The sequence below is a fragment of the uncultured Brevundimonas sp. genome, assembly GCF_963974615.1.
In the GTDB taxonomy this organism is placed as follows: domain Bacteria; phylum Pseudomonadota; class Alphaproteobacteria; order Caulobacterales; family Caulobacteraceae; genus Brevundimonas.
Window position 1 is genome coordinate 123,285 of sequence record NZ_CAXBDH010000003.1, and the last position, 20,550, is coordinate 143,834.

Annotated in this window: 19 protein-coding genes; 11 read left to right on the forward strand and 8 right to left on the reverse strand. The window is 65.1% G+C overall.

Annotated features, from left to right (window positions below; all coding sequences use genetic code 11):
- Nucleotides 1-3: 3 nt before the first annotated feature.
- From AAC050_RS02935 to AAC050_RS02955, 5 genes are all read left to right on the forward strand, one after another.
- Entirely contained in the window at nt 4-999 is a 996-nt protein-coding gene (locus AAC050_RS02935) for a KpsF/GutQ family sugar-phosphate isomerase (RefSeq protein ID WP_339913555.1), read from the forward strand.
- A 26-nt stretch (nt 1,000-1,025) separates the two neighbouring features.
- Nucleotides 1,026-2,327, forward strand: coding sequence for a glycosyltransferase family 1 protein (locus AAC050_RS02940; protein ID WP_339913556.1), 1,302 nt, complete (start codon nt 1,026-1,028; stop codon nt 2,325-2,327).
- Nucleotides 2,324-3,562, forward strand: coding sequence for a glycosyltransferase family 1 protein (locus AAC050_RS02945; RefSeq protein WP_339913557.1), 1,239 nt, complete (start codon nt 2,324-2,326; stop codon nt 3,560-3,562). Before AAC050_RS02940 ends, AAC050_RS02945 begins: the two co-directional genes overlap by 4 nt.
- Nucleotides 3,563-3,627: 65 nt before the next feature.
- On the forward strand, nt 3,628-4,776 hold the full coding sequence (locus AAC050_RS02950; protein ID WP_339913558.1) for a polysaccharide biosynthesis/export family protein: 1,149 nt from the start codon (nt 3,628-3,630) through the stop codon (nt 4,774-4,776).
- Between the two features lies 1 nt (nt 4,777).
- Nucleotides 4,778-5,383, forward strand: a complete 606-nt coding sequence (locus AAC050_RS02955) for a hypothetical protein (RefSeq protein WP_339913559.1) — start codon at nt 4,778-4,780, stop codon at nt 5,381-5,383.
- Here the strand turns inward: AAC050_RS02955 and AAC050_RS02960 are convergent.
- Genes AAC050_RS02960 through rpmH form a run of 5 tightly spaced genes read right to left on the reverse strand, consistent with a single transcriptional unit; the run spans nt 5,298 to nt 9,343 of the window.
- On the reverse strand, nt 5,298-6,296 hold the full coding sequence (locus AAC050_RS02960; RefSeq protein ID WP_339913560.1) for an LLM class flavin-dependent oxidoreductase: 999 nt from the start codon (nt 6,294-6,296) through the stop codon (nt 5,298-5,300). The two genes, AAC050_RS02955 and AAC050_RS02960, sit on opposite strands and share 86 nt — an antisense overlap.
- Before the next feature lie 39 nt (nt 6,297-6,335).
- Entirely contained in the window at nt 6,336-6,977 is a 642-nt protein-coding gene (gene yihA, locus AAC050_RS02965) for a ribosome biogenesis GTP-binding protein YihA/YsxC (RefSeq protein ID WP_339913561.1), read from the reverse strand.
- Nucleotides 6,974-8,764 carry a membrane protein insertase YidC gene (gene yidC, locus AAC050_RS02970; protein WP_339913562.1) on the reverse strand — a complete coding sequence of 597 codons (1,791 nt, stop codon included), beginning with the start codon at nt 8,762-8,764 and terminating at the stop codon, nt 6,974-6,976. The genes yihA and yidC overlap by 4 nt, the downstream gene beginning before the upstream one ends.
- A gap of 5 nt (nt 8,765-8,769) precedes the next feature.
- Nucleotides 8,770-9,171 (reverse strand): ribonuclease P protein component, encoded by a 402-nt coding sequence (gene rnpA, locus AAC050_RS02975; protein ID WP_339913563.1) that lies wholly within the window; start codon nt 9,169-9,171, stop codon nt 8,770-8,772.
- A 37-nt stretch (nt 9,172-9,208) separates the two neighbouring features.
- Complete coding sequence (gene rpmH, locus AAC050_RS02980; protein WP_003164000.1) at nt 9,209-9,343, reverse strand: 50S ribosomal protein L34; 135 nt, start codon at nt 9,341-9,343, stop codon at nt 9,209-9,211.
- A gap of 125 nt (nt 9,344-9,468) precedes the next feature.
- On the opposite strand from rpmH, the gene AAC050_RS02985 reads away from it, so the two are divergent.
- From AAC050_RS02985 to AAC050_RS03005, 5 genes are all read left to right on the forward strand, one after another.
- The gene (locus AAC050_RS02985; RefSeq protein ID WP_339913564.1) at nt 9,469-10,215 is read left to right on the forward strand and encodes a TVP38/TMEM64 family protein; all 747 of its coding nucleotides are present in this window, start codon (nt 9,469-9,471) and stop codon (nt 10,213-10,215) included.
- A 49-nt stretch (nt 10,216-10,264) separates the two neighbouring features.
- On the forward strand, nt 10,265-11,716 hold the full coding sequence (locus tag AAC050_RS02990) for a HAMP domain-containing sensor histidine kinase (RefSeq protein ID WP_339913565.1): 1,452 nt from the start codon (nt 10,265-10,267) through the stop codon (nt 11,714-11,716).
- Between the two features lie 109 nt (nt 11,717-11,825).
- Complete coding sequence (locus AAC050_RS02995; protein ID WP_339913566.1) at nt 11,826-12,311, forward strand: cell wall hydrolase; 486 nt, start codon at nt 11,826-11,828, stop codon at nt 12,309-12,311.
- A 113-nt stretch (nt 12,312-12,424) separates the two neighbouring features.
- Nucleotides 12,425-13,231: a cytochrome b/b6 domain-containing protein gene (locus AAC050_RS03000; protein ID WP_339913567.1), complete on the forward strand. Its 807-nt coding sequence runs from the start codon at nt 12,425-12,427 to the stop codon at nt 13,229-13,231.
- A complete protein-coding gene (locus AAC050_RS03005) occupies nt 13,228-13,983 on the forward strand; it encodes a molybdopterin-dependent oxidoreductase (RefSeq protein ID WP_339913568.1) in 756 nt (251 codons plus the stop codon). The genes AAC050_RS03000 and AAC050_RS03005 overlap by 4 nt, the downstream gene beginning before the upstream one ends.
- A gap of 132 nt (nt 13,984-14,115) precedes the next feature.
- On the opposite strand, the gene AAC050_RS03010 is transcribed toward AAC050_RS03005, so the two are convergent.
- From AAC050_RS03010 to AAC050_RS03020, 3 genes are all read right to left on the reverse strand, one after another.
- On the reverse strand, nt 14,116-15,159 hold the full coding sequence (locus AAC050_RS03010; protein WP_339913569.1) for a ribonucleotide-diphosphate reductase subunit beta: 1,044 nt from the start codon (nt 15,157-15,159) through the stop codon (nt 14,116-14,118).
- A 207-nt stretch (nt 15,160-15,366) separates the two neighbouring features.
- Nucleotides 15,367-17,463: an ATP-binding protein gene (locus AAC050_RS03015; protein ID WP_339913570.1), complete on the reverse strand. Its 2,097-nt coding sequence runs from the start codon at nt 17,461-17,463 to the stop codon at nt 15,367-15,369.
- Between the two features lie 97 nt (nt 17,464-17,560).
- On the reverse strand, nt 17,561-18,319 hold the full coding sequence (locus AAC050_RS03020; RefSeq protein ID WP_339913571.1) for a phosphatase PAP2 family protein: 759 nt from the start codon (nt 18,317-18,319) through the stop codon (nt 17,561-17,563).
- 280 nt (nt 18,320-18,599) lie between these two features.
- On the opposite strand from AAC050_RS03020, the gene AAC050_RS03025 reads away from it, so the two are divergent.
- Nucleotides 18,600-20,483 carry a ribonucleoside-diphosphate reductase subunit alpha gene (locus AAC050_RS03025; protein WP_339913572.1) on the forward strand — a complete coding sequence of 628 codons (1,884 nt, stop codon included), beginning with the start codon at nt 18,600-18,602 and terminating at the stop codon, nt 20,481-20,483.
- The last annotated feature ends 67 nt before the right edge of the window (nt 20,484-20,550 follow it).

The following is a 20,550-nucleotide window of genomic DNA, read 5'->3' on the forward strand; positions in this document are numbered from 1 at the left end:
GCCATGACTGCCGACAGTGCTCCCTCTTCAACGGCCGAAGCCGCCGCGATGCTCAAACGGGCACAGGAGGTCATGAGGCTCAACATCGAGGCCTTGCAGGCGCTCGCGCAGACCATGGACGGCAGCCTCGGACAGGCCTGCGACATCATCCTGTCCCGGCCCGGCTATCTGGTCGTCACCGGGATGGGCAAGTCCGGTCATATCGGCGGAAAGATTGCGGCGACCCTGGCCTCGACCGGTACCAACGCCTTCTTCGTCCATCCAGCGGAGATGAGTCACGGCGATCTGGGCATGTTGCGCAAGGACACAACCCTGCTGGCCATTTCCAATTCGGGCGAAAGCCGCGAACTGCGCGATCCCCTGATTTTCTGCCAGCGCGAAGGCATTCCGGTGATCGGCATGACCCAGCGGCCGGCAAGCTTTCTGGGGCGCAACTCCGCTGTTTGCCTGACCATGCCGCAGGTCGCCGAAGCCTGTCCGAACAATCTGGCCCCGACGACCTCGACCTTGATGACCCTGGCGCTGGGTGATGCCCTGGCCATGGTGTTGATGGACCGGCGCGGTTTCAGCGCCGAGGCCTTCGGTCTGCATCATCCTGGTGGCAAGCTGGGCATGAGCCTGCAAAGTGTCGGGGACTGGATGGGCGACCGCCCAACCGTACCGGCGACTGTCGCGCTCGACGCCGACTTCAGCGAGGTCGTGTCGGCCATCACAGCTGGCCGCAAGGGGGCTGTGGCGATCGTGAACCCTGACGGCTCCCTGGCCGGGGTCATCACCGATGGTGACATTCGCCGCGCCTTCACCCGGGACATCTCGACCATCAGCGCCCGGGACATCATGACGCCCAACCCCAAGGTGGTCGGCCCCGAGGCCCGCATGAGCGATGTCGTGGACCTGATGGCCCAGAACAAGATTTCCAACCTGATCGTGACCGTGGACCGGCGGCCGGTCACCATCGTCCATATCGCTGAACTCATGCAGGCGGGCTACGTCTCCTGACCGGAGCCCGCGGACGGAAAGCCTTCATGCCAACGGTCTGTATCGACGGATTTAATATCGCCCTACCCAAGGGATCCGGCATTGCCACCTATGGCCGCAACCTGCTGTCGAACCTGGACGCCATCGGGATGGAAACCCAGGTGCTCTATGGCCCCCAGGCCAATTTCAGCAAGCGTCCCATCCTCAATGAAATCGCGCTGACCGACGCCAGTGTGCCGGAGAGTCGACGACTGCGACGGGAGTTTGAGGCCGCGACGGCCCGGTTCGGCCGCACCGCTCACGCCGTGCCGCCGACCGGTGACGTCATCTGGCCGGCCCGGGGCAGCGGACGGCCCACGGCCAGTGCCTTCTGGAGCGCACCGCGCCTGTTCAGCACCGCAAACCGGGCGTTCAAACGGAACGGAACCTTCACCCCCGTCAGCTTCGCTCGACACGACACTGTCCCTCGTCCGGACGTGGTCCACTGGACCACCGTACTGCCGCTCGCGGCTCGCGGCACGGCCAACATCTACACGATCCACGACCTGATCCCGTTGCGGCTGCCGCACACCACGCTCGACAACAAGCGCCAGTTCCTGGCGACCTGCCAGCAGATGGTGCGCCGGGCGGACCACATCGCCGTGGTCTCGGAGGCGACCCGGCGCGATGTCATTCAGTTGCTGGGCGTGGACGAGCACCGGATCACCACCACCTGGCAGTCGGTATCGATTCCGCCCGCCCTGCGCAGCGCTTCAGACGAGTCCGTGGCCACGGAGCTGGAAGGTGTCTTCAATCTCGGCTGGAAGGGCTATTTTCTCTATTTCGGGGCCATCGAACCCAAGAAGAACCTGGCGCGGATCGTCGAGGCCTATCTGGCCTCAGGGTCCAGCCTGCCGCTCGTGGTGGTCGGCGGGCGAGCCTGGCTGGAAGCGGACGAGACAGCACTGATGCATCAGGCGTGGCAGGATGAGAATATCCGGGGGAAGCGCCTCAGGGTCTATGACTTCCTGCCCTTCCCGATGCTGGTGAATTTGATCCGCGGAGCCCGGGGAACCCTGTTCCCGTCGCTCTACGAAGGGTTCGGCCTGCCGGTGCTGGAGTCGATGCTGCTGGGCACCCCGGTGATCACCTCCACCGCCGCCTCCCTGCCCGAGGTCGCCGGCGACGCCGCGATTCTGGTGGACCCCTATGACGTTCAGGCCCTGGCCCGCGAAATTCGACGCCTGGGGACCGATGATGACCTCGCGGCCGACCTCTCGCGGCGCGGCCCCGTACAGGCCGCCCGGTTCAGCCCCGAAGTCTGCCAGGGACGCCTGGCCGATATGTATGGCCGGCTTGGAATACGATGAAGCGTACAGTCCTGTTCGACGTCGGGCGTCTGCTGGACCGGACGGCGCGCGACGCACCGACCGGTGTCGATCGCGTCTGCCTTGCCTATGCCGACTGGCTGGCAAGCCGCCGGAACGTGACCCTCGTTCCTGTTCTGACAGTCCGCAACCGCCTGCGCACCATCGATCCCGGCGGCTTCGGGCGAACCATACGGACCCTGAGAAAAAGATGGGCCGGAGACGACAGCCCTACCCGGAGCGAACACGACCTTGTTCAGGCCCTTGGCAGTGGCGGGAATGGGGTATCGATCATCGGGCATGAGGCGCTCCCACAGGGGCTGGCCGCACGTCGGGCCCACGCGGTGAGCCAGGCCCTGGCGTCACGACCGCTGACCCCGCCGACACCGGGGCAAACCTATATCAGCGTCGGTCATACCAGCCTGAATAGCCCCGCGACCCTGGCCGGACTGGCCCGGAACGGCGTGTCGTCATTGATCATGGTCCATGACCTGATCCCGATCACCCATCCCGAATACTGCCGTCCCGGCGACGATGTCCGGCACTGGACGCGGGTACGAACCGCCCTGGCGCACGCCAGCCGTATCGTGGTCAATTCCCGCTACACCGCCGATCAGCTGGCGGCCTTCGCCGTCCGCGAACAGCTGCCCCAGCCCCCGACCCAGGCCATTCCTCTCGGGCTCGAACCGGCTTTCCTGCCGTGCACCACGGCCCCTGCCGATCCACCCTATTTCGTGCATATCGGCACCATCGAGGCGCGCAAGAACCTGGCCTTCCTGCTGACCCTGTGGCGACGCCTGCAGGAAGGGATGGGCGACGCCTGTCCGCGCCTGGTGCTGATCGGCCGGTACGGTTGGGAGAATGAAGCCGTTCTCGACCATCTGCAGCGCTCGCCAAACCTTCAGGGGCTGGTGCATCAGGTCTCAGGTCTGCCCGATGCGGCACTGGTACGGCTGATGCACAAGGCGCGGGCCGTTGTAGCTCCATCATCGGTCGAAGGCTTCGATCTGCCGGCCGTCGAGGCCATGGCCATGGGCGTGCCCCTGATCGCATCGGACATCCCGGTGCATCGGGAGCTGGTCGCCGCCGCGCAGCTGATCGACCCGCTGGACGGTCCCGGCTGGCTTGCGGCGCTGGAGGCCGCGACACGCAAGCGGCCAATCGCCCCGCCCTATGCGGCCCCAACCTGGGCGGCGCATTTCGATGCCGTCGCCACCTTCATCGGTCTGGACTCCTGACCGCCTCTGGTCCCTCGCCGGAAAGGCCGGTAATCAGGATCGGGCTATCGAGGTCCCCTGACACCATGACGCGAACCCTTGCTATCCTTCTGGCCGCCGCGACCCTCGGCGGCTGTTCAACGCTTCCCGGTGACGGACCGGCTGCCCGGAACATTGATGTCGCCGCGCCCGGAGCGGGCGTGGCCGGTGGCTATGCCGTAGTCGATCTGGACTACCTGACCGCGCAACGGATCAAGACGGCGGCGGCGATGACCCTCTCTTCCCTGGCCGGAGCGGCGAGCGAGGCCCCTGTCGATATCATCACCGTCGGCGACACACTGGCGGTGTCCATCTTCGAACCCGGCGGCGCATTGTTCGGGGCCCGCAGCGTCTCCGGAGCGGCGCAATCCGGAGGGACGTCCCTGCCGCCGGTTGTCGTCGATCGTTCGGGGGTCGCGAGCATTCCCTTCGCCGGTCCGGTTCGGGTCGCAGGCCTCACCGGACCGCAGGCGGCCGAGGCCATCCGTCGCGCCCTGATCGGCAAGGTCGGCGCGCCGCAGGTTTTGGTGTCCATCGCCGCGAGCCCGTCCAATGCCGTCACCGTTCTGGGCGAAGTTCGAAGTCCCGGGCGGGCCGCTCTGGTGGCCAACGCCGACCGGATTCTCGATGTAATTGCGGCTGCTGGCGGTACCGCGCGCGCCGTCGAGGATGTCGAGGTAACGATCCAGCGCGACGGACGAACCTTTACCGCACCGCTTTCCAGCGTGACCACGGCCTTCGACGAAAACATCCGGCTGGCGCGCGGTGACCAGGTCAATCTGGTGTACCGGCCGCGCCGCTATGCGACCTTCGGGGCCCTGGGGAGGGTCAGTCAGATCGATATGGGTACCGGCCCCCTGAGTCTGACCTCGGCCCTGAGTCGCGCCGGCGGACTGGACACCAATAGTGCCGATGCCCGCGCGGTTCTGATCTTCCGGTTCGAGCGGCCCGAAGTCGCACGGGCCCTGGGTCTGCAACAGGCCGGGACCGACCAGGGGGTGCCGGTCATCTATCGTGTGGACCTGACCGATCCCGCCGGATTTTTTACCGCGAACAATTTCCCGGTTCAAGCCGACGATATTCTCTATGTCCCCCGCGCGGGGGCGGCCGAGGCCCGGAAATTCTTCGACTTCATCCAGAGCATTACACGCGTGATCTATGACGTGTCCGTCACCAGTGCCCTGACCGTGAACTAGTATGATCCCTGACTGGAACAAGCTCCTGGCGTGGGGCAACCTCCTGTCGACGACGTGGTTCGGGCGCAAGGTCGCAACGCCGGACGAGACTGAAGGCGCGGCGCGACGGCGTCCGGCGCTACCATCGATCGACCCCCGTCTCGACGAACGCCTGTCCAGCATCGAGCAAGCCGCCCTGGCGATCTATCATGCGCATGGTTTGCCGGTACGGGCCGGGGACTACCGGCGGGGCCCGCGTGGCAAGCGCTGGACCTTCATCGGCGATGATCTCGGGCCGGAAGAACGTTGGGCGGCCATCGTCGAGCGCCCCCCAGAAAGCGGCTGGCGTCATGCCCGCCTGGAAGACATCGGTGGCTATGAGACGCGGACCCCGCTGGTCGAGGCGTCACGGCTTCTGGTCCGGTGTCGCTGGATAAGGGGACGGCTGTACGGTCTGTTGCCCGGCGATCCGGCACAGGATCTGCTGGCGGCCATCGAACTGGGCGCGGCCTGGCGGACGGTCGCGCCGGTGGCACCGGAAATCAGCAAGCCCGCGCCGGCGCGACGCAAGCCGCGAGCAGCTCCAGCGAGCGCACCCGCGCGGCGGGGTCCCAGATCTGGCTCGTGACCATCAGTTCGTCGGCCCCGGTTTCAGCGATAAAGGATTCGACCTTCGCCATGACGGTCTCGGGTGAACCGACTGCGGCGCAGGACAGGGCCTGATCGAGCATCGCCCGCTCCGGTCCGGACAGCCGGTCGGCAAAGCCTTCGACCGGGGGCGGCAGCTTGCCGGGCCGGCCGCTACGCAGATTGACGAAGGCCTGCTGCAGCGAGGTAAACAACAGCTTCGCCTCATCATCGGTCCCGGCCGCAAAGACATTGTACCCCAACATGACATGAGGCGCGGCCAGTCGTTCCGAGGGCCGGAAGGTCTCCCGATATAGCCGCAGGGCCGGCATCATCTCGCGCGGCGCGAAATGACTGGCGAAAGCGTAGGGCAGACCCAGATGGGCCGCCAGCTGCGCCCCGTAGGTCGAGGATCCCAGAATCCAGACCGGCACCTTCTGCCCCTCCCCGGGATTGGCGATGATGCGCTGGCCGGGCTCGGCCGGGGCGAACCAGTGCATCAGCTCCATCACATCCTGCGGAAAGGCATCGACGTCCCCGGACAGGGTGCGGCGCAGGGCGCGGGCCGTGGCCTGGTCAGAGCCCGGAGCCCGCCCCAGCCCGAGATCGATACGCCCGGGATAGAGGGCCGCCAGGGTACCGAACTGCTCGGCGATGATCAGCGGCGCATGGTTGGGCAGCATGACGCCCCCCGCGCCGACGCGGATCGTGCGTGTCGCCGCCGCGACGGCACCGATAACCACCGAGGTGGCGGCGCTGGCGATGCCCGGCATGTTGTGATGCTCGGCCAACCAGTAGCGTTTGTAGCCGAGCCGTTCGGCATGACGGGCCAGATCAAGGGTATTGGCCAACGCCTGAGCGGTATCCGAGCCCTCGGGAACGGGGGCCAGATCGAGAATGGAAAGGGGGATCATCCAGCGGATATGGGCCTGCGCCCTGCCCGCGCCAATGGGTCAGGGCTCGACGCCCGTCGTCCGCATGATCTCGGCTCGCAGTTCGGCCATGCCGTCACCCTTTTCAGCCGAAGTGACGATCACGGCCGGAAAGGCCGCCGGGCGTTTGGAGATGGCCTTGAGCGTTGCGGCCTGCACGGTCTCCGCTTCGCCCTTCTTCAGCTTGTCAGCCTTGGTCAGGATGATCTGGTAGCTGACCGCCGCCAGGTCGAGCGCCTCGAGGGCCTCGTCGTCCACCTTCTTCAGGCCGTGGCGGCTGTCGATCAGCAGATAGACCCGTTTCAGCGTGACCCGTCCGCGCAGATAGTCGCGACCCAGGTCCTGGAATTTCCGCACCGTCGTCTTCGACGCCTTGGCCCAGCCGTAGCCGGGCAGATCGACCAGTCGCATCTTGCCGTCGAGGTCGAAGAAATTGACCTCACGCGTACGGCCCGGCTCGTTCGAGGCCCTGGCCAGCTTGTGCATGCCGACCAGCCCGTTGATCAGGCTGGACTTGCCGACATTGGACCGTCCGGCGAAGGCAACCTCGGGCAGATCCGGCTCGGGCAGTTGCTCGATCTTGGCCGCCCCCATGACGAAGGTGGCCTGGCGCGCAAACAGGACGCGGCCGGCCTCCAGCGCCTCGGGGGTGAAATCGGTCACGCGGTCTTCTTGAAACGATCGAGGAAGGTGTCGATCGGGTTCTCGGCCTTGAAGCGGTGCATGATGAACCACTGCTGGATGATCGAGAGGATGTTGTTCCAGGCCCAGTAGACCAGCAGGCCGGCCGGGAAGGTGGCCATAATGAAGGTGAACACCAGCGGCATGAAGGCAAAGATCTTGCGCTGGACCGGATCGGGGGCCGGCGGGTTCATCGCCATCTGCAACCACATGGTCAGGCCGTAGAAGATCGGCAGGATGCCGAGGGCAAAGGTGCCGCCCAGCAGGGGGCCGACCAGCGGCAGGGACGTCGGTTCCCACGGAATCAGGCCGTACAGGGTCCACAGGGTCGAGGGGTCGGGGGCCGACAGGTCACGCAGCCAGCCGAAGAAGGGCGCGTGGCGCATCTCGATGGTGACGAACAGCACCTTGTACAGGGCATAGAAGACCGGGATCTGGACCACGATGGGCAGACAACCCGCCAGCGGATTGATCTTCTCACGCTGATAGAGCGCCATCGTTTCCTTCTGCTGCGTAGCCGGATCATCAGGATGTTTTTTCTTGATCTCCTCCATCAGCGGCTGAAGCTTGCGCATCTTCGACAGGCTCTCGTAGGACTTGTTGGCCAGCGGGAACATGATCAGCTTGATCACAAAGGTCAGGGCCAGAATGGCCAGTCCGAAATTGCCCAGCACGCCAAAGAAGAATTCTACCACCCAGAAGATCGGCTGGGTCAGGAACCAGAACATCCCCCAGTCGATGGCATAGGTGAAACGCGGCAGGCTCAGCTCCTGCTGATAGCCCTTGAGGATCTCGTTGCGCTTGACCCCGGCGAACAGGCGCTGGGTTTCAATGATCTGACGGCCCGGCGCGATGGTCCGGGCCGCCCCCAGCATATTGACCTCATGGATATTGGTGCCGTCCGGATCACGAACGCGGAACTCGGCATCGATCGCCTCCGACTGGTTCGGGATCATCGCCGCCAGCCAGTATTTGTCGGTGACACCGAGCCAGCCGCCGGTCGAAGTGTACTGAACCCGCTCCTTCTTGGCCCAGTCCTTGTACTTGAGCTGTTTGGTCGAGAATTTGCCGTCGGTGCCGAAGGTGCCGATGGCCCCTTCATGCAGGATAGCCTGGCGGCCGACGTGATGCGGTACGCCCTGACGCTCGACCCGACCGAAGGGGGCGATCGTGATGGCCTGGGTGCCGAAATTGGCGACCGTGTCGGTGACGGTGAAGAGATACTGCGGGTCGATGGCGATCACGCGGGTGAAGCGAAGGCCCTGACCGTTGTCCCAGGTCAGGGTGACCGGCGACGTCGGCGTCAGGGTCGAGCCCGAGGTCAGACGCCACGGGGTCCGCGGTCCGGGCACGCCGCCGGGAACATTCGGGCCGTTCCAGGCGAACATGGCAGAGTAGCTGTTTTCCATGCCCTGGGGCCGGAACAGCTCGACCGGCGGTGAATTCTTGTCCAGCGTCTCGCGGTAGTCGATCAGGAACAGGTCATCGATGCGACCGCCCTCGAGCGACAACGAGCCTTTCAGGGTCGGAGTCTCGATCGGCACCCGGGCCCCGGTCCCCAGGGCCGCCGCACGGTCGGTCACGAACACCGTCGTGGTCGGGCTGGCCGCCGGGGTCGCTCCCGCCTCCGTGGTCTGTTCAGTCGCCGTCTGCTGCGCCGCCTGGCGGCGCTCCGCCTGCGGCTTCATCACGAATTCGCTGTAGCCGAGCAGGAAAATCATCGCGATCACAACGAAGATGATCGTGTTCCTGCTGTTATCATTCTGCATGGAGATCAGCGGTCCTGGTCGGAGGGGTGGCGGGCTGGAGAAATGGCGCAAGGTGCCGGCCGCGGGGTCGCGAGCCTTGTAAGCGCCGATTTCACATCGTCAAGCAAACGGTCCCAGGAACGGTCCGCCGTGCCCATGCGGGCGATGAACACATAGTCGCTGCCGGAGCAGGCCATCACGGGCAACAGGGCCCGCGCCGCCTCGCGCAAACGCCGCTTGGCCCGATTACGCACGACAGCTCCACCGACCTTGCGGGTGGCGGTGAAACCGATCCCCACGGCCACAGAGTCGTCGTGCCGGTCCAGTCGCTGGATGACCACGGCACCACGAGCCTCGGAAACACCTCTCGCGGCCGCCAGAAACTGGGGCCGCGAGGTCAGGCGCTCAATCTTGAGAGACTCTGTCATGCGTCCGATGAGACGCGGGAAGCAGGGGTCAGACGACTTAAGCCGTCAGACGCTTGCGGCCCTTGGCGCGACGCCGCGCGACAATCTTCTGTCCGTTCTTGGTGGCCATCCGCGAACGGAAGCCGTGACGGCGCTTGCGCACGAGTCGCGACGGCTGATAGGTCCGCTTCACGGTCGGCTCCGGGGTCTGAAGGTTTGCACGGCTGACGAAAAGGGACGTCACCGCAGGAGGGCGGGCGTATAAGGCGCATGACTGCAGGAGTCAACGCAGACCGGATGTAGGAAGGCATTCTAGGCATGGCAAACCGAACAGCCAGGGAATGGACGCTCCGCCTTCTGCCGGTGCTGGTCATCGCCGCGCTGGTGGTGGCGATATTCGCCCTGGGCTGGAACCGGTACCTGTCGATGGCGATGATCCGCGAACACGGCCTTGGCCTGCAGGCCTATGCCCAGCAGCATTTCCTGATCGCCCTGCTGGCCTTCGTCTGTGTCTACGCCCTGGCCACGGCCTCAACCATTCCTGGCCCGGTGTTCCTGACCCTGCTGGGCGGGATGATGTTCGGCCCCTGGATCGGGGCCCTGGCCCAAGCCACGGGGGCCACGATCGGGGCCGTCGCCATCTACTATGTCTACCGCACGGCCATCGGCACCTGGCTGAGGGCGAAATTCGCCGCCGACGCCGGCTTCATGGACCGGCTGGCCCGGGGCATCGACCGCAACGCCTTCGTCACCCTCTTTACGCTCAGGGTCATCCCCAGCGTGCCCTTCGTGCTGATCAACGCGGCCGCCGGCATGATCGCCGCACCGCTTCGACCCTATATCCTGGCGACCTTCATCGGCCTGCTGCCGTCGACCACCATCTATACCTGGATCGGTTCGGGTCTGGGCGACCTGCTGCGCGGCGGAGATACGGTCGACCTGCCCCTGTTGCTGTCGAAATTCTTCTGGCCGCTGATGGGCGTGATCTTCCTGTCCCTGCTATTGCCACTGGGCCTGAAACTGGGTCAGGCTTGGCACCAGCGGCGAAAGGCGGCGACCGCATGACGGGACGGCGCACCCGGACAAACGGCACCCCCTCCCCGGGGCGGCAGCCATGAACGACCAGTCCCCCCCACAAGATGACCTGCGTCCGTCGACCGACCGGAAGCCCGGATGGCGCGAACGGTGGCCCATTCCCGCGCCGGACGGCCTGTCATGGCGTTTGCTGTTGCTGACCGTCGGCTTCACGCTCGCAGTTGAGGCCCTGATCATCGCCCCCAGTGCGGCCTCCTTCCATGAGCGCTGGTTGCTGGACCGGCTGCAATCGGCAGAACTGGCCTCGGTCGGGGTCGAGGCCCTGCCCTATTCCGCGGTCGAGGACGATACAGCGGCCCAGCTGCTGGCCATCGGCGGGGTTCAGTCCGTGGTCGTGGGCGAGCAGGGCGTGCGCCGGCTGCTGCTGCAAGCTCCCAACCCGCCGCGAACCCCGGACCTGATCGATCTGAGACACCGCAATTTCGGCGCGCGGCTGATCGACCCATGGCGCACCCTGATCGGCCATCCGGAGCGGTCACTTCGCGTGCAGGCCCGGCCCCGCTATCGTTCGGGCGACTTCATCGAGATCATGGCCCCGGCCCAGCCGCTGAAGCTGGAACTGCGGACCTTTCTGCTCAACAGCCTGTTCGTCTCGCTGCTGATCTCGGCCGTCGCGGGCAGTCTGCTGTACGCCGGGCTTTCCTATCTGGTGCTTCAGCCGCTGCGGCGGGTGACCCGCTCGATCGAGCATTTCGCGACCAATCCGGAGATTGAGGGCGAACCGCCCAGCACCCGTCATGACGAGATCGGCCGCGTCGAACGGGAACTGGCGCGAATGCAGGATGAGGTTCGGCAGTCGCTGCGATCCCGGGCGCGTCTGGTCGCCCTCGGCCAGGCCGTGGCCAAGATCAATCACGACCTGCGCAATATGCTGACCTCGGCCCAGATCGCCTCCGAACGCCTGGCCATCTCACCCGACCCCCAGGTGGCCAAGGTCCTGCCTCGACTCGAGCGGGCCCTGGGGCGGGCCGCCACCCTGGCCAGAAACGTCCTAGAATACGGCCGAAGCGAAGAACCCGCGCCCCAACGATCTGCCATCGCGCTCGGGGCCGCTGTGGCTGCCGCCGCCGAGGACGCCGGTCTTGAGCCCGGCGGAATCAAATTATCGCGCGGAATCCCGGCCCGAAGCATGGTCAATGCCGACGCCGACCAGCTGCACCGCATCCTCGTCAATCTGATGCGCAATGCCCGTCAGGCTATCGAGACCGCAGAACGCAGCAAGGGCGTGGTGCGTGTCACCGTCACCCGGGACGACGGTTTCTGCATCATTCGCGTCATCGACGACGGGCCCGGTATCGGTTCCCGGATGGCCGGGCGCCTGTTCGAGCCCTTTGTCAGCGGCGGGGGCTCGGACGGTACGGGGCTGGGCCTGACCATTTCCCGGGAACTGGCCGCCAACCACGGCGGGGACCTTCGCCTGGTCGACACCGGGCCGAACGGCACGACCTTCGAACTGCGGCTGCCCGACTGAGCGGGACCAAATGGTCCGTCCGGCGTTTATTCCCGGACAGGCCCTGACCTGCCGTGAAACGGCCCGGCTTGCCTTAAAAATCCCTTCCGCCGTCGAGGAGAACAGACCGATGCCCCACCTTCCGCTGAAGACCGTGCTCACCGCCGCCAGCGCCCTCGCCCTGCTGGCCTCTCCCCTGCCGGCTCTGGCCCGGCAAACGCCGCAGGCCGCGCCGCAGCCGTCCCCGGCCGCCCAGGAGGCCTATCTGCAGGCAAGGGGGGAAACCTATCGCAGGGCTCCCGATTCCGAACAGGATCCGACCGAACTGGCGACGACGGCTTCCCTGAATGCCGAAATCGTTGCCCGAAATGACGCGGCCGAACGGCGCGAAACCGCAGAGACAGCCGCCCATGCCGAGGCGTCCGCACGTTATCGCGAGGAGGCCGCCGCCGTTGCCACCCAACGGGCCAATTATGAGGCCAGCCTGAAAACCGCCGAGGCGGCCCGAGTCGAATACGACCGCGCCTATGCGGACTGGCAAGCGACGGTCCGCGCCTGCGAAGCCGGCGACCGGGCCCGATGCGCGGCCGGCTCGTCATCGACCCAGCCCTGGTGACGGCACGCCGGCCTGTAACCGATCGACGGCTCATGGCGTAGACGGCAGGGAGCCGTTGAACCGACGGCGGTGGCGTGAGAGCCTGACCGCCGTCAGACGAGCCGGGGCCACTTATGAGCGATGCCGCTACAGAAGACCCGCGCCCGGGCACGCCGCCAGCAATATCCGGGCGCGCCGACCGTCCTCTGGCCGACGGTCGCATCGCCACCTGGCGGCATCCGGGACCAGTGCGCCTGACCCACTGGATCAACGTCGTTGCCGTAACCGTGCTGATCATGAGCGGCCTCAACATCCTGGCCGCCCACCCGCATCTGTACTGGGGTCTGCGCTCGACCTTCGCCGACCCGTGGATCAACACCCCGGCCGTCCCGGACTGGCTGCTGCTCCCGCAGGGTCGCAATCTGGCCGAAGCCCGCCACTGGCATTTCCTGTTCGCCTGGGTGTTCGTGCTGAACGGTCTGGCCTACCTGGCCTACGGCGTGGTCAGCTGGCGCTTCCGGCGACGTCTGTGGCCCACCCGAAGTGATCTGGGGGGGCTGTGGGCCTCGGTGAAGGCACACGCCCGCTTCCACTTCCCCAAGGACGAAGAGGCCCGGGCCTACAATGTGATCCAGAAGCTGACCTATCTGGCCATGGTCCTGATCGTCCTGCCGATGATGCTGGTCACGGGCCTGAGCATGTCGCCGGGCTTCAATGCGATCGGCGGTGTCCTGCTGGACCTGTTGGGCGGGCGGCAGTCGGCCCGGACCCTGCATTTCATCTCGGCCGGGCTGATCGTCGGCTTCATCGTCATCCATGTCGGTCTGGTGATCTGGACCGGGCTGTTCAACAATATGCGGGCGATGATCACCGGCTGGTTCGTGCTGGAGCCGTCGGAGACCGAAGCCCCACCGACCGACCCGGACGGAGACCCGTCATGAACCGCCGTCACTGGCTGCTGGGACTGCTGGCCACCGCCGCTGCGGGGCTGGGCGCCTGTGGTGAGGCGGGCAGCCGGCTCGCGGCCCAGGCCGGTCGCATGGCCGAGGGTCTGACCCGACGGGCCCAGCGGCTGCTGATCCCGGCCGACGCCCTGGCCCCGACCTATGACCGGTCCGAGATCTCGCCTGACTTCCGGCCCAACGGCTCGACCGATCCGGCCGCCGCCGACTATGTCGCGCTACGCGACGGCGGGTTTGCCGACTATCGTTTGGTCATCGACGGTCTGGTGGAACGGCCGCTCAGCCTGTCGCTGGGCGACCTTCGGGCCCGGCCGGCGCAGACCCAGATCACCAAGCACGACTGCGTCGAGGGCTGGACCTCGATCGGAGAATGGACCGGGGTGAGACTGGAGACCCTGCTGGACGAGGCCGGACTGAAGCCCGGGACCCGCTACATCGTCTTCCATTGTTTCGATGCCCTGGATCAGACCGAGGGCGGCGACCGCTATTATGAGAGCATCGATCTGATCGACGCCCGCCATCCCCAGACCCTGCTGGCCTTTGCGATGAACGGCGCGGCCCTGCCGGTGCCCCACGGGGCCCCGCTACGACTGCGGGTCGAGCGCCAACTCGGCTACAAACACGCCAAATACATCAAACGGATAGAGGCCGTCGCCAGCCTGGACGGCATCGGCGGCGGCAAGGGCGGCTATTGGGAAGACCGCGGCTATGAGTGGTTTGCGGCGATCTGAACGACCGCCGCGACCGCCCCTAGAGCGAAATCGGTTGAGTTGGACGCAGTCCAACTCGGCTCAGATTTCGCTCCCGTTTGGTGCTGGACCATTTTTTGGATTCAGGTCGGTTCGACCTGAAACAAAAATGGTCTAGTCTTCGGCCGGGACCGTCCGCCGCTGCATCATCGCGTCGAAACTGCCCCAGACGCCGTCGGCCCCGTGCCAGGCCCCGGTGGTGGCGGCCTTGGAATATTCGGTGGCGCGGGCCTCAAAGAAATTGGCGTGTTCGACGCCGCTCAACAGAGACTGCAGCCAGGGCAGCGGGTTTTCCTTCACGCCGTAGATCTCGGGCAGCTTCAACTGGCGCAGGCGCCAGTCGGCGATGAAGCGGATATACTGTTTGATGTCCTCGGGGGTCATGCCCTGGACCGGGCCCATCTCGAAGGCCAGGTCGATGAAGCGGTCCTCCATCTCGACCACCGTCTTGCAGCAATCGACGATGTCGGCGGCGACCTCCGGGGTGACCGCGCCCGTCTCCTTGTTGAAGGCGTGGTACAGTTTGATGATGCCCTCGCAGTGCAGGCTCTCGTCACGCACGGACCAGGAGATGATCTGTCCCATGCCCTTCATCTTGTTCTGACGCGGGAAATTCATCAGCATGGCGAAGCTGGCGAACAGCTGCAGCCCCTCCGAAAAGCCGCCGAACATGGCCAGCGTCCGGGCGATGTCGCCGTTGGTCTCGACCCCGAACTTGCCCATGAAGTCATGCTTGTCGCGCATGGCCTCGTATTCCATGAAGGCCCCGAACTCGCTCTCGGGCATGCCGATGGTTTCCAGCAGCAGGGCATAGGCCGCGATATGGATGGTCTCCATATTGGCGAAGGACGCCAACATCATCTTGACCTCGGTCGGTTTGAACACCCGGCCGTATTTTTCCATATAGTTGTCGGCGACCTCGATGTCGGCCTGGGTGAAGAAGCGGAAGATCTGGGTCAGCAGGTTGCGCTCGGACGGCGTTAGATTGGCCGCCCAGTCCTTGCAGTCCTCGCCCAGCGGCACCTCTTCGGGCATCCAGTGGACCTGCTGCTGCTTCTTCCACATGTCGAAGGCCCACGGATAGCGGAACGGCTTGTAGGCGGCCGAACGGGTCAACAGACCGGGTGTGGTGGGCTTGATGATGGCGTGGGCGTTCATCGGGAGACTCTGGAACGATTTCGTAGGTGCAGACCAACACCATGCGGTTTCCTCGTCCCGGCGCCAAGCCGCAATGCGCCTATCTTGCGATCACTTTTTTCGAAATCACCAAATGTTGTGGTTTTTGCCTGATTGGACGCCCAAAAACCTGGGGACGTTCGGAGACGCCGGTTTCTGATCGCCGTTTGACGCGCTCGGCAGGGATCGTCAGGCGGCTGTGCGGGTCCGGGCGCTCTGCAGACGCGTCCTCACGGTCTCGATCAACCGTTCCTCCGTGACCGGTTTGGCCAGATGACCGTCCATTCCTGCCGCAAGACAACGGTCAACGTCCTCAGGCATGGCGTCCGCGGTCACGGCGATGATCGGGACCCGTCCCGCCGGACCCACGATCGCGCGGATGGCACGGGTCGCCGCAAGACCGTCCATCCGGGGCATGCGAACATCCATCAGGATCAGATCGAGCCGTTCGACGCGAGCCACATCCACGGCCTCCATACCATCTGCGGCCTGAACAACCCGGCAGCCGGCAGCGGTCAGGATCAGGCTGGCCACCTGGCGATTTATGGCGTGATCATCAACGACGAGAATGCACGGCGGATATTCCGGGTCAGCCTCATTGTTCGAACAGGCCTGCCCGGGCGAATCTGCCCCGTGGAAGGGTAGCGGTACACGGAACCAGAAGGTCGAGCCGACACCGGCCCGACTGTCGATCTCGATTCGGCCGCCCATCGCCTCGATCAGCTGCCGGCAAAGGGCCAGCCCCATACCTGCCCCGGCATGAGTCCGGCTGATCGAGGCGTCAATCTGGTAAAAGGGGTCGAACAGCGTGCCGAGCATTTCGGATTCGACGCCTGGCCCGGTATCGGTAACCGAAACGAAGATGCCGCCGACCTCCGCTTCCAGGATCACCTCGACCCCGCCAGAGGCCGTAAATTTAATCGCATTGGACAACAGATGGCGAAGCACCTGACGCAACCGCCGGGCATCGCCGACGTGTCGCAAGGAAGGATCAAGACGGTCCTGAATGGCGAGGGCAAGTCCCTTGGCGTCCGCAGCGCCCCGCTCACGGTCAACGGCTTCATGCACCACGTCAGAAACCGATAACGGTGCCAGGTTCAGATCGACGCCGCCGCGGGAAAAATCGAGAATATCATCCACCATCACCAGCAACCCGTCGCCGGCATCGCGAATGTGTCCGACCTGTTGGGTGACGACCGGATCAAGGTCGGGACGGGTGGTGAGCAGCGAGGCGAAGCCGGTGATCGTGTTCAGCGGGGTCCGCATCTCATGACTCATCATGGCCAGAAAGCGCGACTTGGCCGCATCCGCCTGTTCGGCAGCCTGCCGGGCATGCTGCGCTGTTACAGTACGCGTCTTAAGCCGTGCCTCCAGACGCCTCCGCTCGGTCACGGCCGTGCTGGCCGGCAGGGCGACGCAAAGGACGGCGGCCATAAACAGATAAAAGCTGGGCAAGGCGCGCAGCACATTGTTGGCGCTACCCGCGGCCGCTTCACCGATGTCGGCCGGCGGCGCAATCGGACCATATCCGGTGAGCGTCGCGCCTGCCCCAATCGTCGCCACCAGCAGGACGCTGAAGGCGGCCCAGGACGGCGACAGGCGAAAGGCGATCAGCAATAGCGGCGGGAACACCAGAAACAGGGCGGCAGTTGAAGACTGGCTGAAGGCTGTGACGGTAACTGCCGCCAACAGGCTGAACAGTGCGGTCGTTTCGCGGAATGGAACTCGTCGGAGATCGCTGAAGCGTTGGCGGCGAACGAGCAGCAGTGTCGGCGTGACGATCAGGAGGCCGAGGACCTCCATACTGAAGTAGTCCACCATCGCAGAAAGCCGCCGTTCAGGCAGGGCCTCCGAGATTTCCACACCGATAGCCGCCGACAGGGCAACGGCCGGGACTGCGGCAAGTAATGCGAAACGCGCCAGCCGGGTGGGACTTCTCATGTCCAGAGCCGCGCCGCAGAATCGACGGGCGATCAAACCCGCCAGAAGGGTCTCGCCGAAATTGAGCACTGCATTGGCCCACATCAATATGCCCGGGTCTCCCCGCATCACGTTGCTGCCGATATTGATCAGGAAGCAGGTCACCAGAACGCTGATGGCCTGGCGTCGGTGCAGCTGCAGCAGGGCCGCCAGGATCACGCCGTTGGCCGGCCAGATCACGACGCCGCCATATCGGGCGACGCTCCACTGGCCAAGGGCCATAGACATCGAAAACAGCAGCACATAGGCCCAGGGCGGCAAACCGGAGACGCGCCCCGCATCCTGTCTGAACAGACGCCACTTCAAACCTTGCTCTCCCAGAGCCCTGCGAAGGTGGTGAACAAACCATTCACTTGTGAAGATTGGCTCAACATCCAGGTCGCTGAAAATGGTCGGGAAGAGACTATTTTGGATCGGCAGGTGGCGCTGATCCTGTATTTTGCCCTGTTTCACCGGAGACGGACCATCGCCCGACCATATCGGCGACCAGCCATAGACACATGGCCCAGGTGGCACCGACACTCCAGCCGGCGAGAACGTCGGTGGCCCAGTGGGCCGCCAGGTAGACGCGGGTCAGGCCGACCAGCACGGCGATGAGGACGGCCGCGGCCAGCACGAAGGTCTTGAGCCGACGACGCGGCAGGGTGCGGGCCAGCATAACCCCGACCGTCAGATAGAAGACCGTCGACAGCAGGGCGTGGCCCGATGGAAAGCTGGCATTGACCGTCTCCACTGCCTGAAAAGCCTCTGGCGGCCGAACCCGCTCGAATACCCCCTTCAGGACCTCGCTGAGGGCAACACCCCCGGCCAGACCCAACACCAGCAGCAGGGCGGACAGCCGCTTTTTCTGGATCAACAGAAAACCGATGGCGATCATGGCGAACAAGCCCAGGACCGCGATACCGCCCAAGGCGGTGATGTCGCCCGCCGCGACCTGGAGCCACGCCGGGCCCCAGGCGTCGGACGGGTCGGGATTGGGCCGCATCGCCATCAGCACGGCCCGGTCGAAGGCCTGGCCGCCGGCCTCGCCGGTTTCGTCGGCCAAACCGGCGAAGACCCAGACCCCCAGGGCGACGACCAGCAGACCGCCGAGGACGGCCGTTTCGGTGCGGACCAGATGCAGGATTCGGGAGAGGATCGCGGGAGAGGTCTTGCGGTTCATCGGCTGCTAACGGTCAAGCTCGCCGCCCGTTCCTCCGCCAACCCGTTCACGCGTTCGTGATAATCGCTCATTCCCCTCCGTCATCCCCCTGTCATCCTGTTTCCCACAGGCTCATCCCGCCTTCCGGAGCGATTCGCCCAGAAAGTGATCGTCAAGCCCGTTGACGGGTCGTTAGCCATCTGCGCCCCATATGTGGGCTTGGGGAGCGCTTCGGCCACTAGATGATGTGGTCAGGGCGCGACAGCAACGATCAATGAATTTAGTTCAGGGCGATTAAGCAATGGCTGGCGGCGAAGCTTTGAAGACGGTTGAATTCCAGTCGGTTGCGACCGCAGACGCGACCGATCGACCGCTGCTGTCGGTGGTGCCGTCGTTGCAACTGGACCGATCGCGCGACGACTTGCTGACCGCCTTCGGCAAGAAGACTCTCGAGGATCGCTATCTGCTGCCGGGTGAGAGCTACCAGGACATGTTCGCCCGCGTCGCCACCGCCTACGCCGACGACGCCGACCATGCCCAGCGCGTCTATGACTATATGTCGAAGCTGTGGTTCATGCCGTCGACGCCGGTACTGTCGAACGGCGGGGCCGACCGCGGTCTGCCGATCTCCTGCTTCCTCAACGCCGTGGCCGACAGCCTGGACGGCATCCAGTCGGTCTGGAACGAGAACGTCGCCCTGGCTTCCAACGGCGGCGGCATCGGCACCTACTGGGGCGGCGTTCGCTCCATCGGCGAAAAGGTCAAGGGCGCGGGCCAGACCAGCGGCATCATCCCGTTCATCCGGGTCATGGACTCCCTGACGCTGGCCATTTCGCAGGGCTCGCTGCGGCGCGGTTCGGCCGCCGTCTATCTGGACGTGCACCATCCCGAGATCGAGGAGTTCCTCGAGATCCGCAAACCCTCGGGCGACTTCAACCGCAAGTCGCTGAACCTGCACCATGGCATCAACATCACCGACGCCTTCATGGAGGCGGTGCGCGACGGGCGCACCTTCGACCTGCTGTCGCCCAAGGATCAGGCCGTCATCCGCACCGTCGACGCACGCAGCCTGTGGCAAAAGATCCTCGAGATCCGGCTGCAGACCGGCGAGCCCTATCTGATCTTCTCGGACACGGTGAACCGGCAGATGCCGCAGCATCAGCGCGACCTGGGCCTGTCGGTCAAACAGTCCAATCTGTGCTCCGAAATCATGCTGCACACGGGCCGGGACCACCTCGGCATCGACCGTACCGCGGTCTGTTGCCTGTCGTCCGTCAATGCCGAAAGCTTTCTGGAATGGCGGGAGGAACCGCGCTTCATCGAGGACGTGATGCGCTTCCTCGACAATGTGCTGGAAGACTTCATCCGTCGCGCGCCGCCGGAAATGGCCGCGGCCGTCTATTCGGCCAAGCGCGAGCGATCGGTCGGCCTCGGCCTGATGGGCTTCCATTCCTTCCTGCAGGCCCAGGGCGTGGCCTTTGAATCGGCTATGGCCAAGTCGTGGAACATGCGCCTGTTCAAGCACCTGCGCCGCGAGGCCGACAAGGCCAGCCGGGTGCTGGCCGAAGAGAAGGGCCCCTGCGAAGATGCGAGGGACCGCGACGTCATGGAGCGCTTCAGCCACAAGCTGGCCATCGCCCCGACCGCCTCGATCTCGATCATCTGCGGTGGTACCTCGGCCGGCATCGAGCCGATCCCGGCCAATATCTACACTCACAAGACCCTGTCGGGCTCGTTCGCGGTCAAGAACCCCTACCTGGAACAGGTTCTGGGCGAGAAGGGCATGGACACCGAAGCCATCTGGTCCTCCATCCTTGAGCACGAGGGCTCGGTGCAGCACCTCGACGTCCTGACCGACGACGAAAAGGCGATCTTCAAGACCGCCTTCGAACTGGATCAGCGCTGGGTGGTCGAACTGGCCTCCGACCGGACGCCGGAAATCTGCCAGGCCCAGTCGATCAACCTGTTCATCCCCGGCAACGTCAACAAATGGGACCTGCATATGCTGCACTGGTCCGCCTGGGAGCGCGGTCTGAAATCGCTCTATTACCTACGCTCAAAATCGGTACAACGCGCCGCTTTCGCCGGAGCCGAGGACAAGGTCGAGGAAGAGATCGACCCGAATCAACCCGACCTCTTCGCCGCCGCCCCCATCGATTACGATGAGTGTCTCGCCTGTCAGTGACCCCACCGCAACGGCACCGGAGCGCGACGGTGTGGCGAAAATGTCATTTGGCGGGTGGGCGCTTCTG

Coding starts and splice junctions, on each gene's coding strand:
- AAC050_RS02935 (WP_339913555.1), top strand. CDS start 4: ATGACTGCCGACAGTGCTCCCTCTTCAACGGCCGAAGCCGCCGCGATG.
- AAC050_RS02940 (WP_339913556.1), top strand. CDS start 1,026: ATGCCAACGGTCTGTATCGACGGATTTAATATCGCCCTACCCAAGGGA.
- AAC050_RS02945 (WP_339913557.1), top strand. CDS start 2,324: ATGAAGCGTACAGTCCTGTTCGACGTCGGGCGTCTGCTGGACCGGACG.
- AAC050_RS02950 (WP_339913558.1), top strand. CDS start 3,628: ATGACGCGAACCCTTGCTATCCTTCTGGCCGCCGCGACCCTCGGCGGC.
- AAC050_RS02955 (WP_339913559.1), top strand. CDS start 4,778: ATGATCCCTGACTGGAACAAGCTCCTGGCGTGGGGCAACCTCCTGTCG.
- AAC050_RS02960 (WP_339913560.1), bottom strand. CDS start 6,296: ATGATCCCCCTTTCCATTCTCGATCTGGCCCCCGTTCCCGAGGGCTCG.
- yidC (WP_339913562.1), bottom strand. CDS start 8,764: ATGCAGAATGATAACAGCAGGAACACGATCATCTTCGTTGTGATCGCG.
- rnpA (WP_339913563.1), bottom strand. CDS start 9,171: ATGACAGAGTCTCTCAAGATTGAGCGCCTGACCTCGCGGCCCCAGTTT.
- AAC050_RS02985 (WP_339913564.1), top strand. CDS start 9,469: ATGGCAAACCGAACAGCCAGGGAATGGACGCTCCGCCTTCTGCCGGTG.
- AAC050_RS02990 (WP_339913565.1), top strand. CDS start 10,265: ATGAACGACCAGTCCCCCCCACAAGATGACCTGCGTCCGTCGACCGAC.
- AAC050_RS02995 (WP_339913566.1), top strand. CDS start 11,826: ATGCCCCACCTTCCGCTGAAGACCGTGCTCACCGCCGCCAGCGCCCTC.
- AAC050_RS03000 (WP_339913567.1), top strand. CDS start 12,425: ATGAGCGATGCCGCTACAGAAGACCCGCGCCCGGGCACGCCGCCAGCA.
- AAC050_RS03005 (WP_339913568.1), top strand. CDS start 13,228: ATGAACCGCCGTCACTGGCTGCTGGGACTGCTGGCCACCGCCGCTGCG.
- AAC050_RS03010 (WP_339913569.1), bottom strand. CDS start 15,159: ATGAACGCCCACGCCATCATCAAGCCCACCACACCCGGTCTGTTGACC.
- AAC050_RS03020 (WP_339913571.1), bottom strand. CDS start 18,319: ATGAACCGCAAGACCTCTCCCGCGATCCTCTCCCGAATCCTGCATCTG.
- AAC050_RS03025 (WP_339913572.1), top strand. CDS start 18,600: ATGGCTGGCGGCGAAGCTTTGAAGACGGTTGAATTCCAGTCGGTTGCG.